This window comes from Bradyrhizobium vignae (assembly GCF_900324035.1).
Lineage (GTDB): Bacteria > Pseudomonadota > Alphaproteobacteria > Rhizobiales > Xanthobacteraceae > Bradyrhizobium > Bradyrhizobium vignae.
On record NZ_LS398110.1, the window covers coordinates 3649861 to 3665399 of the forward strand.

The following is a 15539-nucleotide window of genomic DNA, read 5'->3' on the forward strand; positions in this document are numbered from 1 at the left end:
GTGGCAAGAAGAACGTGGATGCCCGGGACAAGCCCGGGCATGACGATCGCTCGTTAGTTTGCGCGTTCCAACGAAAGCCTCCTGATGGACACCCTCAATCCCGACCATCCGCCTCTCGTCATGACGCGAGCAGAGCACGCGCCACCTGTCTGGAAGTTCTGGGGTACGGCGCTGTGGGGCCTCTTCATCTTCGTCGCGATGTTCGTCGGCCAGATCGGCGCCGTCGTTCTGCTGGCGGCGCAGCGTGGCCTCCCCATGGACCTCGCCTCGCTCCAGCTCGTCGGCCATGAGCCCCAGACGCTCGCGCTCTCGGTCATCATGGGCCTGCCGGCAACGCTTCTTGCGGTCTGGCTCGCGATCCGCATCAAGAAGGCCTCCTTTGTCGACTATCTCGCGCTGCATTGGACGTCCTGGAAGCAGCTGCTGCTCGGCGCCGTCGGCCTCATCCTGATCGTGCTGGTCTGGGAGACGATGTCGCGCGCACTCGGCCGCGAGGCGACACCGGGCTTCATGACCGATCTGTTGAAATCGGGACGCGACAAGGGCGCTGCGCTGTTGCTTCTGTTCGCCTTCAGCGTGGCCGCGCCGATGTCGGAAGAGATTCTGGCGCGAGGCTTTCTCTATCGCGGCTGGTCCGCGAGCTTCCTGCGCGTGCCCGGCGCGATCCTCTTGTCGTCGCTGGTCTGGACAATCGTGCACCTGCAATACGACATCTACTTCCTCGCCGAGGTCTTCACCATCGGCCTGTGGTTCGGCTACATGCGCTATCGCGCCGGCTCGCTGTGGCTCACCATCGTGCTCCATGCGCTGAACAATCTGACCGCGGTGGTGCTGACGATGTGGGTGGGGGGCTGAGCGCTCGCCTGCCGCTTCCCCAACTGCGGCGGCTCCGAAAGACCCGCGGTGTCTCAGCGGGTCAGATTGGTGTTGCCGTCCGCTGCCTTGCAAGTTCCCGGCTCTATCGGGCATCCCAAGGTAGAAGAGGCTTGTCACGCATCCCCTTGTCGGCTTGAATGCGGAAATTAGCTAGGGGGCGCCGTCGCACGCGACACACGGCCCCCGCCCAACTTTTTATTTTGATTTTCGAGCTTTGTCCCACGCGCTACGATTGGAGGGGCCATGTCCGATTTAACGATTTTCATCAGCCACAAGATGCCGAAGGATAGTGAGGCGGCTCGCCGTATCGGAAATTTGATTGCCTCGTACTCTGGCAACAAAATCAAGATCGTCCTTGCGGAGGATTTTCAGAAGGGAAGAGAACTCAGTCCGGAGATCACAGCAGCGATCCAGAGTGCGGATCTCTTTCTGCTGCTCTACACTGGCGAGGATCAGGATTGGGGATACTGTCTGCTCGAGGCTGGCCAATTCCAAACGGCTCTGAGCAAAGACGAAAAAAGATCCATTGTCGTGTTTCACGATCCGAGCGTTAGCAAGCCAAGAGCGCTGAGCCAGTACATATCGGTGCCGATATCGTCGGATCAGGTTTACGATTTCCTGGAGCAATTATACGTCGAAAGAGATATTTACCCAGGTATTGATACGGCGTTCTTGCGCAAGACTGCCACCGACATCTGCAGATGGTTCGACTATACGCACGTCACCGCGATCAATTTTGATCTCGTGCCAAACTTCTCAATCGAATTGAGCCGCACGGAACAGAATGAAGACTGCCTGGAGCTGGAGAATCTGCCAGCGGATGCGCTATTCATGGGAACCCAGGGTTGGGAGGCGCTGTTCGGGAAGGATGTGTCAACGGGCGCTTGGAACTGGAAGGATTTGTCCTCCGATTGGGTCGATCGCGACATCTACGAGCCTGAACTCGCGCGGATGCTGAGGAGCGCCTGCAAGAAGAAGGCGCCCTTGGGATGTTTCATTCGTCCCACCGGTTCTGACGACCTGTTCCGGCTCACACTTCGGCGCTACGAGGAGATCGACGGCGCGAGTCGATTGAAGTTCTACTTCACTGCAGCGCCGATCGACATTCCGATCTTCGGAATCCATGACACCACAAACAAGGAGGAACTTGCGGTCTACAACATGATCAACATCACTTGGTACGCACGACGAAAGCTGATTGATCAATTGTATGACGAACTGTTGGGATACGTGAATTCGTCGCAAGTTGAAGCCGTAAAAGTCCGTAGCGTTGTCTTGAAAATACGGGACGAACTGCGAAGTCTAGAAATACAGAGCAATATACGCGGGCTTTCGAAGCCGATGGATGCTCGCGGCGTGGCGCCTCTGACCAAGACCATGAAGGATGAGGTCAGCTGGAACGACCTGCTGAAGAACATACTCGAATGCTCCAGGAAGGAGCCGGTCGACATCAAGACGATCGCGCAATCCCTGTATGAGATCGCGAAAATGAACCGCGATTACTATCAGTTGAGCGCACAAAAATATGCCGATATCGCTCAGAATCTCCAGTTGCCCCCGGCACCTCCGTAAGACAGAAACGGCGGCATCCGCGCGGGCGGAGCCGCTCGGTCGGAACGAGTACGATCGGTCGGCGTTCGGTCGTTCGCCTCAAGCCACCAGCGCGATCGCCATCGGCATCGTGATCGCCGCCAGCATCGTCTGTAGCGTGATGATCTGCGCCAGCAGCGGCGCGTCGCCGCCCATCTGGCGTGCGAGGACATAGGCGCTCGACGAGGTCGGCACCGCCGAGCAGATCGCAACGATCGCCAGGCTCTCGCCCGACAGGCCGAACCAGACGGCAAGCGCGAGGGCGAGTGCGGGCATCAGTACCAGCTTGAAGGCGACGCCGATCGCAGCGGCGGCGCTCGGACGCAGCAGGCCTTCGAGATGCAGCCCCGCGCCGGTGACGAGCAGGCCGATCGCGAGCGAGGAACGGCTGAGCGCGTCGGCAACCTCATGCCAGAGCTTTGGCAGCGGCAAGCGGGTGACATTGATGAAGAGGCCGATCGCGCAGGCCCAGATCAGGGGATTGCGCACCAAGGTCATGACGATGGCGCGGCCGGATTGCTTCTCGGGCGATGCGTAATGGGCGAGCACCGCGACGCTGAACACGTTGACCAGCGGAATGATCGCGACCATCGCCACCGAAGCGAGCGCCAGCCCGACGTCGCCGAACATGTTGGCGGCCACCGACAGCCCGACGAAGGTCTGCCAGCGCGTCGCGCCCTGGAAGATCGAGGTGAAGGCGGGGCCGTCGATATCGAGCCGCGAAAGGGCAGGGCGCAGCGCGAGGCACAGCAGCGACATCCCGAGCGCCGACAGCAGCAGCGCGCCGCCGACGCCGGCGACCGGCACCTTGGAGAGATCCGCCTTCACCAGCGTCTGGATCAGCAGCATCGGGAACAGCACGAAATAAGTCAGCCGCTCCAGCCCGTGCCACTGCGTGTCGAGCCGCATCAGGCTGCGCTTCAGCACGATGCCGAGCACGATGAGGATGAAGACCGGCAGCAGCGCCGCGACGACGACGGCCATGGATCAATCGATCCCCGGGCTGGCGCGAAGATTGGCGAGGCGGTCGAGCGCGCCTTGCAGGATGAAGATCGCGGCATGCTCGTCGATCACCTCGGCGCGCTTCGCACGGCTGACGTCCATGCCGATCAGCTCGCGCTCGACCGCCGCGGTCGAGAGGCGCTCGTCCCAGAGACCGATGGGAAGCGCGGTCAGGCCGGCAAGGTTGCGCGCGAAGGCGCGGGTGGATTGCGCGCGCGGGCCCTCGCTGCCGTCCATGTTGATGGGCAGGCCGAGCACGAATCCGGCCGCCTTGCGCTCGGCCGCGATCGCGAGCAGGCGGGCGGCATCCTGCTTGAACGCCTTGCGGGAGATGGTCTCGACGCCGGTCGCAAGCCGACGATCGGGGTCGGACACGGCAACACCGATGGTCTTGGTGCCGAGATCGAGCCCGACCAGCGCGCCGCGCGCGGGCCAATGGGTTGCAGCTTCGACGAGAGGCAGGATAAGAGCCGGCATGGCGTTAGCGCATATCACGCGTCACGCTGCGGAGTGAACCCGGAACATGGATGCGCTGACATTATTCGGCCTGTTCGCCGTCACGGCAATGCTGGTCACTTATGCCCTGGAGGATCGCAGCCACTGGTTCGTGCTGCTGTTCGCCGCATCCTGCGCGCTCGGCTCGGCTTACGGTTTCCTCCAGGGCGCCTGGCCGTTCGGCCTGGTCGAGGCGATCTGGTCCATCGTGGCGCTGCGACGATGGCAGCTGAAGGCGATCGGAAGAAGCGCATGAGAACGGTGGCGGACAAATGCAGCGATCATTTGTGGCAAATGTCACACGGACGGCGCCGCAGACCATGGCATGATGTCGCGTCCTCAGCAGCGCACGTTGATTGACGCTCTGGTTGTTGTGGAATAAATATATGGGCCTAAAGTAGTAGGGGCGGTGCCCCGATTTTCAGAACGATCGGCAGCGACCTGCGGTCCGAACCGCGCTGCAACCTTGGCGCAGATTTTCAGGCGCCGACCATGTCCAATATTCGCCCAGTATTTTGAGAGGTCATGATGCTCATCAAGCCAAGCCTGATCGCGGGCTCAGAAAGGCGATTCAAGCAAGCCGAGTTCTCACCCGATGCCCTGAACCGTAAATTGGGCGACGGGCCGATCGAGATGACCGTCGAAAAGATACGCCAGCGCCAGCGCCAGCTCCTGGCCGAGACGCAGGACGTGCAGGCGGCCGAGATCGGCCTGGAGCGAATTCTCCAGGGCAATGATCTCGACAGCATCAATTACCTGGCCAAGGGAACGGCCGCCTCGCGCCCGGTCTGCCGCATTCAACTCAGGGATCTCAAGTCGAACCTGCTCGGCTATGGCTCGGGCTTTCTGATCGGACCCGGCCTGCTGCTGACGAACCATCATGTCTTCGGTACGCCGGCCGAGGCGGCCAATTCGATTGCCGATTTCAACTATGAATTGGATGTTTCGGGACAGGAGCGTGTGCCGGTGCGGTTCGGATTCGAGCCGGGCAAATTCTTCTACACCAACGACAGGCTGGATTTCTCGGTCGTTGCGGTGGCGCCGACCTCGCTGTCAGGCAACGAGGGGCTCGAGGATTGGGGATGGCTGCCGCTGAGCGGCGCGCCCGGCAAGGCAGACCCCGGCGAGTACCTCACCATCATCCAGCATCCCAGCGGTCAGATGAAGCAGGTCTGCGTCCGCGAGAACAAGCTGCTCAAATATGTCGGCGACTTCCTCTGGTACAACACCGATACGACGGCCGGATCATCGGGATCGCCGGCGTTCAACCGCTTCTGGCAGGTGGTCGCGCTGCACCACAGTGGCGTTCCTCGGAAGGATGCGCAGGGCCGCACCCTGACCAAGGACGGCAAGGTGTGGAAGCCGACGATGGACGAATCCTCGATCGACTGGATCGCCAATGAAGGCATCCGGATCAGCGCGATCGTCGCCGATCTCAAAGTTGCGATTGGTTCTCATCCCTTGATCAGGCCGGTGCTCGATGAGGAGGAGCCGCCGATCCGGGACGAGGTCGCGAAAGTCCGGCCGCCGGCCCCCGCGCCTGCTTTCGGTGCCAATGCCTGGGTCGAGCAATCCCTCGACGGGACCTCGCTCGTGGTTCCGATCCGCGTGCCGTTGCCGATGTTCAGGACGGAAATTCCGATGCCTCCGCCGGCGCCCGTGCAGGGCCCGCCGGGAGGCAACGGCGGAGCACCGAACGGCGGCATGCACAATGGCGGCAAGCCGTTGATCGCCCCACCGGCGGGCTTGTTGCCCAACATCAGCGCGAAGAACGGCTTGCCGATGGAGGCCGTGCATATCGATCAGAGCACGCTGAAATCGCGTCCCGGATACAAGGCGAATTTCCTGGGCACCGGCAAGTTCTCGGTGCCGTTGCCGAAGATTCCGTCCGCTCTCAAGTCCCGGATCGCGATGCTGAAGGGAAGCTCCAAGCAGTCCGAGCTGAAATATTTCAACTACAGCGTCGTCATGAACAAAGAGCGCAGGCTCGCCTTCTTCAGTTGCGTCAATATCGATGGCGGCAAGCAGCAGGACGTCGGCAAGCGGGAAGGTGATTCCTGGTTGCGCGATCCGCGCATCGACGACGACGTCCAGATCGGCGATGAGTTCTACCGCAAGCAGGCCACCTTCGAGGCGGACCGCAGCAAGAATCCGTTCGACCGCGGTCATCTCGTACGCCGTCTGGATGCAACCTGGGGCGACACCGTCGCCGCAGCCAAGCAGCATGGCGACGATTCCTTCCATTTCACCAACTGCTCGCCGCAGTTCTTCTCGTTCAATCAGGGCAAGCAGCTCTGGGCAGGACTGGAGGACTACACGCGTGATGTCCTGCTCGAAGGCGAGGAGAAGGGCATCGTCATGAACGGCCCGGTGTTCGACGGACCGGATGCCGACGGATCCGATCTGCCCGATCCGGCCGGCCGGCCGCACAAGGATCCGAGCTTTGGCGGGGTTCAAATCCCGAAATATTTCTGGAAGATCCTGATCCGGCGCAACGAGGATGGCGACGCGCTCAAAGCGGCGGCGTTCCTGATGAGCCAGCGAAAGCAGGTTATGGAGATAGACCGCATCCAGGAGGCGGATCTGCTCGAGCGGATGTCCGAAGCAGACGTCAGCGTGTTCCAGGTCTCGATCGCGGATCTGACGAAATTGACCAAGCTCGACTTCGGCAATCTCGCCGACGCGGACTCGCACGAGGCAACCTCGGTCGGCCCGCGGCGGATCGAATCCTATGAGGACATTCGGATCTAGAGCCTAGGTTCGAGCGGCGGGACCGGCGCAGCATTCGGGTGAGGGAGCGGTGTACTCTCTCGAGACACTGCAAGACCCTCACCCGGGGCTGTTGCGACGGAGCCGTGTGGGATGTCAGCGGATCGCGATCGGGTTGATCATCGCCTGCACGCCGCCGGTCCAGCGCGGCTGTCCCAGCACGAACAGGAATTCGTAGCCCTTGTCTCGGGCGAGCGCGGCGGTGTCCATGTTTTCGAGGATGTAGGTGCCGTTCATCGCGAGCAGGATCTGGTGCACCTCGAACACGTTCTTGGATTCGAACGGCAGCACCTCGAGCGCCCAGGTGTCGGCACCGATCGCGACGACGCCCTTGCTGGTGAGGTACTTCGCGCCCTCGACGCCGAGACCGGGCTCGCCGGCCGAGTAGCGCTTGTCGTCCTTGCCGATCAGGCTGAGCCAGCCGGTGTGGAAGATGACGACGTCGCCCTGGCGGATCTCGACGTTCTGCTGTTTGGCGGCTTCCTCGATCTCCTTGATGTTGAAGGCGGTACCTTCCTTCACCACGTCGGTCTTGAAATAGGCCGCCATGTCGAGCAGCACGCCGCGCGTGACCATCGGCGGCACCTTTTCGATGCCGAGCTTCTTCAGCCCGGTCGGATCGGCGAAATCGGCGAGCTTGTTGCCGTTGTAGTAGACGTGCTCGACGCCGAGATGGCCGAGGCCGTCTAGCTGGCTGCCGATGCCGACCCAGGTGTCGAGGATATCGTCATTGTAGGTGGCCTTGTTGGGACCGAGGCCCGGGCTGCCGGCCTGTCCCGGCTGGACCACGGTGATCTTGAAGCTGCGCGGAGGATAGGCCGGCGTTTGCGGTGTGACGGGAATGCCGAGGGCATAGGTCTTGCCGGTCTTCACCAGCGATGCCGCCTTCACCACGAGCTCGGGCGTCATGTAATTGGCGGCGCCGATCTCGTCGTTCGGCCCCCATTTCGATTTGGTCCAGTCCTGAGCGCTTGCAGTTCCTGACATCGCCGACAACGCGGCGACACAGCACAACACGAGTGTATTGCGATCGATAGTCCTCCCGATGTTTTGGCTTCGTTACGGTTTCGCGCTGGCCAGTCTCTCATCCTAACGTAGAATACTCACGCGCTTCAAAACTTTTCGAGCGCTGTGATGCGACGGCTGAACGCAGCATCGGCTGCGCGCACTGTGAGTACGACAAATTTGTGACGGCGAATTTCGTGTCGTGGAACGTCTGCGCTCGCGTCAGGCCGCGATGACGTCGTCGTCTTTCTTCAGGCAGGCGGCGAAGCCTTGAAGCGCGCTATATTGATGTCCGGCGCTGCGCTGGATGAAGAGCGTCTCCGCGCGTGCGTACGAAGGGCTCAGCGTGTGGATCGACACGCTGCCGTGCATCGCACTGCGCTCGACAACCGCGCGCGGCAGCAGCGTCACACCCATGTCCGCGGCGACGCAGCCGATCATGCCGTCGAGCGTGCCGAGCTCGAAGCGTGCGGCCGACGGCCAGCCGAACTCGACGAACACCTGTTCGAGCCGTTGGCGGTAGGTACAGCCGGTGCGGAATACCAGTGCGGTCGGGCCGGACTCCGGCGTGCCGGCGCGCAGCTCGGCGAGCGAAGCCCAGCGCCGCGCGCTGACCAGCACCAGCTCCTCGCGGAAGGCGCTCGTCGCGGTGAGGTCGTCATGCGTGATGGGCCCCGCGACGAAGGCGCCGTCGAGCGTGCCGTCGAGCACGCCAGTGACGAGGTCGGCGGTCGGCGCGGTGCGCAAGGAAAGTCGCACCGCGGGAAAGCGGCGGTGGAAATCGGCCAGCAGCGGCGGCAGCCGCACCGCTGCCGTTGTCTCCATCGAGCCGATGGCGAGCGGTCCCTTTGGCTCGCCGTCGTCACGCGCGGCGAGCAAGGCTTCGCGCGACAGCGCCGCCATCTTTTGCGCGTAGGGGAGGAGGCGCTTGCCGGCGCCTGTCAGCGTCATGCCGCGGCTGTGGCGCTCGAACAGCGGCGTGCCGATCTCCGCCTCCAGCGCCTTCACGCGCTGGGTCACGTTCGATTGCACGGTGTTGAGCTCTTCGGCGGCGCGGGTGATGCCGCCGGTGCGGGCGACGGCGGCGAAGGTCTTGATGTCGCTGAGTTCCATGGCGTCGTTCCGCTTTGGAGATGGCAGCATTCGCAACAATTCATTTTTCGCGAATGCTAGCTGCGCCTAGTCTCGCTGTCCAGAGTGGGAGGATTCATGCCAATCACAACGCCGCTCACGGAGCTGCTTCGGATCAAGCATCCGATCCTGTCGGCGCCCATGGACACGATCGCCGGCACCCGGCTGACCCGCGCCGTCAGCGAGGCGGGTGGATTCGGCATCCTGGGTGGCGGTTACGGCGACCGGGCCCGGCTTCAGGCTGAGGCTGCCGAGCTGAAGGGTTTTGCGCCGTTCGGGATCGGCTTCATCACCTGGAGCCTCGCCAAACAGCCCGAGCTGCTCGACATCGCGCTCGACGCTCGCCCGCAAGCGATCATGCTCTCGTTCGGCGATCCCGCGCCGTTCGCGTTGCGCATCAAGGCGAGCGGCGTGCGGCTGATCTGCCAGGTGCAGAGCGAGGACATGGCGAAGCAAGCGCTCGATGCCGGCGCCGAGATCCTGATCGCGCAAGGGACGGAGGCGGGTGGCCACGGCGCCTCGCGCACCACGGTCGATATCGTGCCTGCCATCGTCGATCTCGCGGCCAGGCGCGTGCCGGTTGTCGCGGCCGGTGGGATCGCCGATGGCCGGGGCCTCGCAGCAATGATGATGCTGGGGGCATCCGGCGTGCTGATTGGTACGCGCTTCTATGCGAGCGTGGAGGCGAATGGCGCCGAGAAGGCGAAGCAGCGCATTCGCGATGCCGACGGCAATGAGACGGTGCGCGGCGTCATCGCCGACTGGTCGCGGGAGCTGTTCTGGCCGGCGCCGTTCACCGCGCGAACGTTGGTCAATGATCACATCAAACGCTGGACGGGTCGCGAGGTCGAGCTCATGCAACGCGCCAGTGAGGTCGCCGTTGAATATGCTGCGGCGAAGGCCGCGGGCAATTTCGAGGTTGCAGCCGTGTTTGCCGGCGAAGCCGTTGGCCTGATCCATGATATTCCGCCCGCAGCCGAGATCGTCGAGCGGATCGCGGTCGAGGCCGAGCAGCTGCTCGAAGGAAAACGAAATTCGGTGACCGATGCCTTCTCTTCCTCCCTTGTGGGAGAAGGTGGCGCGCAGCGCCGGATGAGGGGCTTTGTCCGCGGAGAATAAATTCAAATCCGAAGAGGTCTGCGTCCGCGGAGACACACCCTTCACCCGTCTCGCCGCTGCGCGGCGATCCACCCTCTCAAGGGGAGATGGGAAAGCGAATACGAGGCAAGAACCATGTGGCCTGACCGTCGACTGATCGACCTCTTCAAGACCGAATTCCCGATCGTGCTGGCGCCGATGGCTGGCGTGATGGATGCGGAGCTGGTGGTTGCGGCTGCGCAAGGCGGGGCGCTGGGGTCGCTGCCCTGCGCAATGATCTCGGCAGAGAAGGCGCGCGAGCAGGTCGGTCTCATCCGCCAGCGCGTGAAGGCACCGGTCAACATGAACTTCTTCTGCCATACACCGGTCGAGCTCACGGCGGAGGCCGAAGCGCGCTGGAAGCAACGGTTGGCGGGCTATTACACCGAGCATGGTCTCGATCCCTCGGCACCGATCAATGCTGCAAACCGCGCGCCTTTCGATGCGGCGTTCTGTGAAGTGGTCGAGGAGCTGAAGCCGGAGGTCGTCAGCTTCCATTTCGGCCTGCCGGAGCAAGCGCTGCTGAGGCGCGTCAAGGCGGCCGGCTGTCTCGTCATCTCGTCCGCCACGACCGTGAAGGAAGCGGTCTGGCTCGAGCAGCACGGCGTCGACGCCGTGATCGCGCAAGGCGCCGAGGCGGGGGGGCATCGCGGCATGTTCCTGACCGACAACATCGCCGAGCAGCCCGGCACCTTCGCGCTGGTGCCGCAGGTCGTCGATGCCGTGAAGGTGCCGGTGATCGCCTGCGGTGGCATTGCCGATGGACGCGGCATTGCCGCAGCCTTTGCGCTCGGTGCCTCCGGCGTGCAGATCGGCAGCGCTTACCTGCGCTGTCCGGAATCCAAGGTCAGCGCGGGCGGCCGCAAGGCGCTCGCTGAAGCGCGGGACGATTCCACCGTCATCACCAATGTCATGACAGGCCGTCCGGCGCGCGGCGTGCAGAACCGCCTGATGCGTGAGGCCGGCCCGGTCTCGCCGGATGCGCCGCCTTTTCCCCATGCCGCGACCGCGCTGGGGCCGCTGAAGGCCGCTGCCGAAAAGCAGGGCAGGGTGGATTTCACCAATCTCTGGGCGGGACAGGCGATTGCGCTGGGCCGCGAGGTGCCCGCCGCCGAATTGACCCGGGATCTCGCCAAATCGGCGCTCGGGCGCATGAAGGCCCTCGCCGGATAGGGGGAAGCGCCGGTTGCGGCGCAAAAGCGGCCTCTGCTATACGGCACATAGGTTTTGCCGTGAGAGGCCTTATATAATGTCCGTTGACGCCGCTACCGTCCGCCGCATCGCGCATCTGGCGCGCATTGCGGTGTCCGAGGAGGAGGTTCCGCATCTGCAGGGCGAGCTCAACGCCATGCTCGCCTTTGTCGAGCAGCTCTCGGAAGTCAATGTCGAGGGCGTGGAGCCGATGACTTCGGTCACCCCGATGCAGATGAAGAAGCGGCAGGACGTGGTCAATGACGGCGAGATCGCCGACGATATCGTTGCCAACGCGCCCGCGACCGAAGGTCACTTCTTCCTGGTGCCCAAGGTCGTAGAGTAACTCTTAGGACGTGGTCCGATGTGCCTGCTTTGCGACGATGAAAAGGCCTATCAGGCCTACATGAATTACCTCGACAACATGGAGCGGCAGGGCAAGGCTGCCGATCCCAATGTCGCCGTCAATGCCGTGCTCGACGAGATCGAGGCTGCCGCGAAAGCCGCTGCCAAAAAAGACGACCCGGCCAACGACAAGACCCTGTCTCCGTTCTTCTGCAGCCCGATCAATAAATGACCGATTTGACATCGCTGACGCTCGCCGAGGCCCGCAAGGGCCTCGCCGACAAGACTTTCACGTCGCTCGAGCTGACCGACGCGCATCTTTCCGCGATCGAAGCCGCGCGCGTGCTCAACGCCTTCGTGATGGAGACGCCCGACCAGGCCCGCGCGATGGCACGGGAGGCCGATGGCAAGATCGCCAAGGGTGACGCCGGCCCGCTCGCCGGCATCCCGCTCGGCATCAAGGATCTGTTCGCGACCAAGGGCGTGCGCACCACGGCGTGCTCGAAAATCCTCGGCAATTTCGTGCCGACGTATGAGTCGACCGTCACCTCGCAGCTCTGGCGCGATGGTGCCGTGATGCTCGGCAAGCTCAACAATGACGAGTTCGCGATGGGCTCGTCGAACGAGACCTCCTGCTTCGGGCCCGTCGGCAATCCCTGGCGGCGCGACGGCAGCAACGCCACGCTGGTGCCCGGCGGCTCGTCCGGCGGCTCGGCCTCGGCCGTGGCGGCACTGCTCTGCATGGGCGCGACTGCGACCGATACCGGCGGCTCGATCCGCCAGCCGGCGGCGTTCACCGCGACGGTCGGCATCAAGCCGACCTATGGCCGCTGCTCGCGCTGGGGCATCGTCGCCTTTGCTTCCTCGCTCGACCAGGCCGGTCCGATCGCGCGCAGCGTGCGCGATGCCGCGATGCTGCTGCGTTCGATGGCCGGCCACGATCCGAAGGACACGACCTCGGTCGACATTCCCGTGCCGGACTACGAGGCGGCGATCGGCAAGTCCGTGAAGGGCATGAAGATCGGTATTCCCCGGGAGTACCGTCTCGACGGCATGCCGGCGGAGATCGAGAAGCTTTGGCAATCGGGTGCGGACTGGCTGAGGAGCGCCGGCGCCGAGCTCGTCGAGGTGTCGCTGCCGCACACGAAATATGCGCTGCCGGCCTATTATATCGTGGCGCCGGCGGAGGCCTCCTCCAACCTCGCGCGCTATGACGGCGTGCGCTACGGCCTGCGCGAGCAGGGCAGAAACATCATCGAGCTCTACGAGAACACCCGTGCCGAGGGTTTTGGCGCGGAGGTGAAGCGCCGTGTCATGATCGGCACCTATGTGCTCTCGGCCGGCTATTACGATGCCTATTATCTGCGCGCGCAAAAAGTGCGCACGCTGATCAAGAAGGATTTTGAGGACTGCTTCGCGAGGGGCGTCGATGCGATCCTCACCCCGGCGACGCCGTCGGCGGCTTTCGGCATCGGCGAGAAGGGCGGCGCCGATCCGGTCGAGATGTACCTCAACGACATCTTCACGGTGACCGTGAACATGGCGGGCCTGCCCGGCATCGCCGTGCCCGCCGGCAAGGACGCGCAGGGCCTGCCGCTCGGCCTGCAACTGATCGGTCGGCCGTTCGACGAGGAGACGCTGTTCTCGCTCGGCGAGGTGATCGAGCAGGCCGCCGGCCGCTTCGTGCCCGAGAGGTGGTGGTGAATGTCGCGGCCTTCATCGCGAGCCTCGACGGCGCGGTGCCCGCGCCTAGCCTGAACGCGCCGCTTAGAGGTCTCTGGTGGGCCGCCAAGGGCGACTGGGACCGCGCCCACAAGATCGTTCAGGATGAAAGCAGCCGTGAGGCCGCCTGGGTGCACGCCTATCTGCACCGCGTCGAAGGCGATCTCGGCAATGCCGGCTACTGGTACCGCCAGGCCGGCCAGCCCGTAGCGAAGGATTCATTGAAAGCGGAGTGGGAGCGGATCGCTGCCACGCTGCTCGGGAGCAAGACATGAGCACGGCCACGCACAAGCTTCTCAAAGGCGCCACCGGCGATTGGGAGATGGTCATCGGCATGGAGATCCATGCCCAGGTGACGTCGAACGCAAAATTGTTCTCGGGCGCGTCCACCGCATTCGGCGGCGAGCCGAACAGCCACGTATCGCTGGTCGACGCCGCGATGCCGGGGATGCTGCCTGTCATCAACGAGGAATGCGTCAGGCAGGCTGTCCGGACCGGTCTCGGCCTCAACGCCAAGATCAATCTGCGCTCGGTGTTCGACCGCAAGAACTATTTCTATCCGGACTCGCCGCAGGGCTACCAGATCAGCCAGTACAAATCGCCGGTCGTCGGCGAGGGCGAGGTGCTGGTCGAGCTCGACGGCGGCCGCAGCGTCACGATCGGCATCGAGCGGCTGCATCTGGAGCAGGACGCCGGCAAGTTGCTGCACGATCGGTCACCGACCATGTCCAATGTCGACCTCAACCGCTGCGGCGTCGCGCTGATGGAGATCGTCTCCAAGCCCGACATCCGGGATGCCGAGCAGGCCAAGGCCTATGTGACCAAGCTGCGCTCGATCCTGCGCTATCTCGGCACCTGCGACGGCGACATGGAGAAGGGATCCTTGCGCGCAGACGTCAACGTGTCGGTGCGCAAGCCGGGCGGGCCGCTCGGCACCCGCTGCGAGATCAAGAACATGAACTCGATCAACTTCATCGGCCAGGCGATCGAGTACGAGGCGCGACGCCAGATCGAGATCATCGAGGATGGTGGCGAGATCGAGCAGGAGACGCGGCTCTACGATCCCAACAAGGGCGAGACACGCTCGATGCGGTCCAAGGAAGAGGCGCACGACTATCGCTACTTCCCCGATCCCGACCTGTTGCCGCTGGAGTTCAGCCAGGCGTTCGTCGACGAGCTGAAGGCTGAACTCCCGGAGCTGCCGGACCAGAAGAAGACGCGCTTCGTCGCCGATTTCGGCCTCTCGGCCTATGATGCGAGCGTGCTCGTCGCCGAGCGCGAGAGTGCGGTGTTCTACGAGACCGTGCTCGACAGGCTTGCCAACCGCGCGCGCGACGGCAAGATGGCGGCCAACTGGGTGATCAACGAGCTGTTCGGCCGTCTCAACAAGGAAGGCCGGGATATCGCGGACTCTCCAGTCAACGCCGAGCAGCTCGCTGCGATCATCGATCTGATCGGCGAGGGCACGATCTCGGGCAAGATCGCCAAGGATCTGTTCGAGATCGTCTGGCAGGAAGGCGGCGATCCCCGCGCGCTGGTGGAAAGCCGCGGCATGAAGCAGGTCACCGACCTCTCGGCGATCGAGAAGGTGGTCGACGACATCATCGCGGCCAATCCCGACAAGGCGGCGCAGGTCAAGGACAAGCCGCAGTCGCTCGGCTGGTTCGTCGGCCAGGTGATGAAGGCGTCCGGCGGCAAGGCCAACCCGCAGAGCGTCAACGAGCTGCTCAAGGCCAAGCTCGGCGTCTGATCCTCACACGTTCGAACGAGGTGACGGACCGTTTCGTCACCTCGCTTTCGGCTCTCGGTGCGCCGCTCGCGCGCATCCTCGAACGGCAAACTTCATCCCGATCGACAGCGGTGGCGCGACCGAATCGCCGTCACGCGATTCGGCCAAAACGGCGCCTTGCGGACGCTTCGGCGAGCGCTCGCGCCGTTAAGCATGAAAATATTTTCGTTGCCAAAATTCGCGACTCAGAGTCCGCGAAACGCTTTCGCGACACGATCGCGCGATTGTCGATGCGCGCCGTCGCGTCGATCGCACGCGATGCGCGCGTGCGAAAAAATACTTGCGGCATAGTGTTTTTGTGCAATCGCGTCGTTCGCGAACGGCGACGATGCGATCACTCTGCTCGATCGCAATCGCACATGATGCGAAGCGCCTGCGTCGCGCCCGCCAAGCGCACGCGCCTTGCTGCGTCAACACTTCTTTAAGCGAGAAGCTGTTTTTTTCTTCGTGTTGGTGTATTCGGGATGAAGTGCATTCGATCCCCGAG

General features: G+C 63.4%; 15 protein-coding genes. 11 read left to right on the plus strand and 4 right to left on the minus strand.

All coding sequences use genetic code 11. The annotated features are described in order from the left end of the window. Nucleotides 1–84 precede the first annotated feature (84 nt). Both BRAD3257_RS17765 and BRAD3257_RS17770 read left to right on the plus strand, forming a co-directional pair. Complete coding sequence (locus tag BRAD3257_RS17765; RefSeq protein ID WP_122402885.1) at nucleotides 85–855, plus strand: CPBP family intramembrane glutamic endopeptidase; 771 nt, start codon at nucleotides 85–87, stop codon at nucleotides 853–855. A gap of 264 nt (nucleotides 856–1119) precedes the next feature. Beyond that, nucleotides 1120–2448 (plus strand): TIR domain-containing protein, encoded by a 1329-nt coding sequence (locus BRAD3257_RS17770; RefSeq protein WP_122402886.1) that lies wholly within the window; start codon nucleotides 1120–1122, stop codon nucleotides 2446–2448. Nucleotides 2449–2526: 78 nt separating this feature from the next. Here the strand turns inward: BRAD3257_RS17770 and BRAD3257_RS17775 are convergent, their stop codons facing one another. Continuing rightward, on the minus strand, nucleotides 2527–3450 hold the full coding sequence (locus tag BRAD3257_RS17775; protein ID WP_122402887.1) for an AEC family transporter: 924 nt from the start codon (nucleotides 3448–3450) through the stop codon (nucleotides 2527–2529). 3 nt (nucleotides 3451–3453) lie between these two features. Next, nucleotides 3454–3945 (minus strand): Holliday junction resolvase RuvX, encoded by a 492-nt coding sequence (gene ruvX, locus BRAD3257_RS17780; RefSeq protein WP_162500242.1) that lies wholly within the window; start codon nucleotides 3943–3945, stop codon nucleotides 3454–3456. 46 nt (nucleotides 3946–3991) lie between these two features. On the opposite strand from ruvX, the gene BRAD3257_RS17785 reads away from it, so the two are divergent. Beyond that, nucleotides 3992–4219 (plus strand): hypothetical protein, encoded by a 228-nt coding sequence (locus BRAD3257_RS17785; protein WP_122402889.1) that lies wholly within the window; start codon nucleotides 3992–3994, stop codon nucleotides 4217–4219. Between the two features lie 269 nt (nucleotides 4220–4488). Next, complete coding sequence (locus BRAD3257_RS17790) at nucleotides 4489–6714, plus strand: DNA/RNA non-specific endonuclease (RefSeq protein ID WP_122402890.1); 2226 nt, start codon at nucleotides 4489–4491, stop codon at nucleotides 6712–6714. A 114-nt stretch (nucleotides 6715–6828) separates the two neighbouring features. On the opposite strand, the gene BRAD3257_RS17795 is transcribed toward BRAD3257_RS17790, so the two are convergent. After that, nucleotides 6829–7719, minus strand: coding sequence for a cyclase family protein (locus tag BRAD3257_RS17795; RefSeq protein WP_122406625.1), 891 nt, complete (start codon nucleotides 7717–7719; stop codon nucleotides 6829–6831). A gap of 240 nt (nucleotides 7720–7959) precedes the next feature. After that, nucleotides 7960–8850: a LysR family transcriptional regulator gene (locus BRAD3257_RS17800; protein ID WP_122402891.1), complete on the minus strand. Its 891-nt coding sequence runs from the start codon at nucleotides 8848–8850 to the stop codon at nucleotides 7960–7962. A gap of 96 nt (nucleotides 8851–8946) precedes the next feature. Here BRAD3257_RS17800 and BRAD3257_RS17805 point away from each other — a divergent pair, with 96 nt between their 5' ends. The 7 genes from BRAD3257_RS17805 to gatB all read left to right on the plus strand — a co-directional run bounded on the left by BRAD3257_RS17805 (nucleotide 8947) and on the right by gatB (nucleotide 15013). Further along, nucleotides 8947–9987, plus strand: coding sequence for an NAD(P)H-dependent flavin oxidoreductase (locus BRAD3257_RS17805; RefSeq protein WP_122402892.1), 1041 nt, complete (start codon nucleotides 8947–8949; stop codon nucleotides 9985–9987). A gap of 114 nt (nucleotides 9988–10101) precedes the next feature. Continuing rightward, the gene (locus BRAD3257_RS17810) at nucleotides 10102–11178 is read left to right on the plus strand and encodes an NAD(P)H-dependent flavin oxidoreductase (protein ID WP_122402893.1); all 1077 of its coding nucleotides are present in this window, start codon (nucleotides 10102–10104) and stop codon (nucleotides 11176–11178) included. Between the two features lie 76 nt (nucleotides 11179–11254). Further along, nucleotides 11255–11542 carry an Asp-tRNA(Asn)/Glu-tRNA(Gln) amidotransferase subunit GatC gene (gene gatC, locus BRAD3257_RS17815; RefSeq protein ID WP_122402894.1) on the plus strand — a complete coding sequence of 96 codons (288 nt, stop codon included), beginning with the start codon at nucleotides 11255–11257 and terminating at the stop codon, nucleotides 11540–11542. An 18-nt stretch (nucleotides 11543–11560) separates the two neighbouring features. Further along, entirely contained in the window at nucleotides 11561–11773 is a 213-nt protein-coding gene (locus BRAD3257_RS17820) for a hypothetical protein (RefSeq protein ID WP_122402895.1), read from the plus strand. Then, on the plus strand, nucleotides 11770–13245 hold the full coding sequence (gene gatA / locus BRAD3257_RS17825) for an Asp-tRNA(Asn)/Glu-tRNA(Gln) amidotransferase subunit GatA (RefSeq protein WP_122402896.1): 1476 nt from the start codon (nucleotides 11770–11772) through the stop codon (nucleotides 13243–13245). The genes BRAD3257_RS17820 and gatA overlap by 4 nt, the downstream gene beginning before the upstream one ends. Beyond that, on the plus strand, nucleotides 13236–13538 hold the full coding sequence (locus tag BRAD3257_RS17830; protein ID WP_122402897.1) for a hypothetical protein: 303 nt from the start codon (nucleotides 13236–13238) through the stop codon (nucleotides 13536–13538). Before gatA ends, BRAD3257_RS17830 begins: the two co-directional genes overlap by 10 nt. Next, on the plus strand, nucleotides 13535–15013 hold the full coding sequence (gene gatB, locus BRAD3257_RS17835; RefSeq protein ID WP_122402898.1) for an Asp-tRNA(Asn)/Glu-tRNA(Gln) amidotransferase subunit GatB: 1479 nt from the start codon (nucleotides 13535–13537) through the stop codon (nucleotides 15011–15013). The genes BRAD3257_RS17830 and gatB overlap by 4 nt, the downstream gene beginning before the upstream one ends. The last annotated feature ends 526 nt before the right edge of the window (nucleotides 15014–15539 follow it).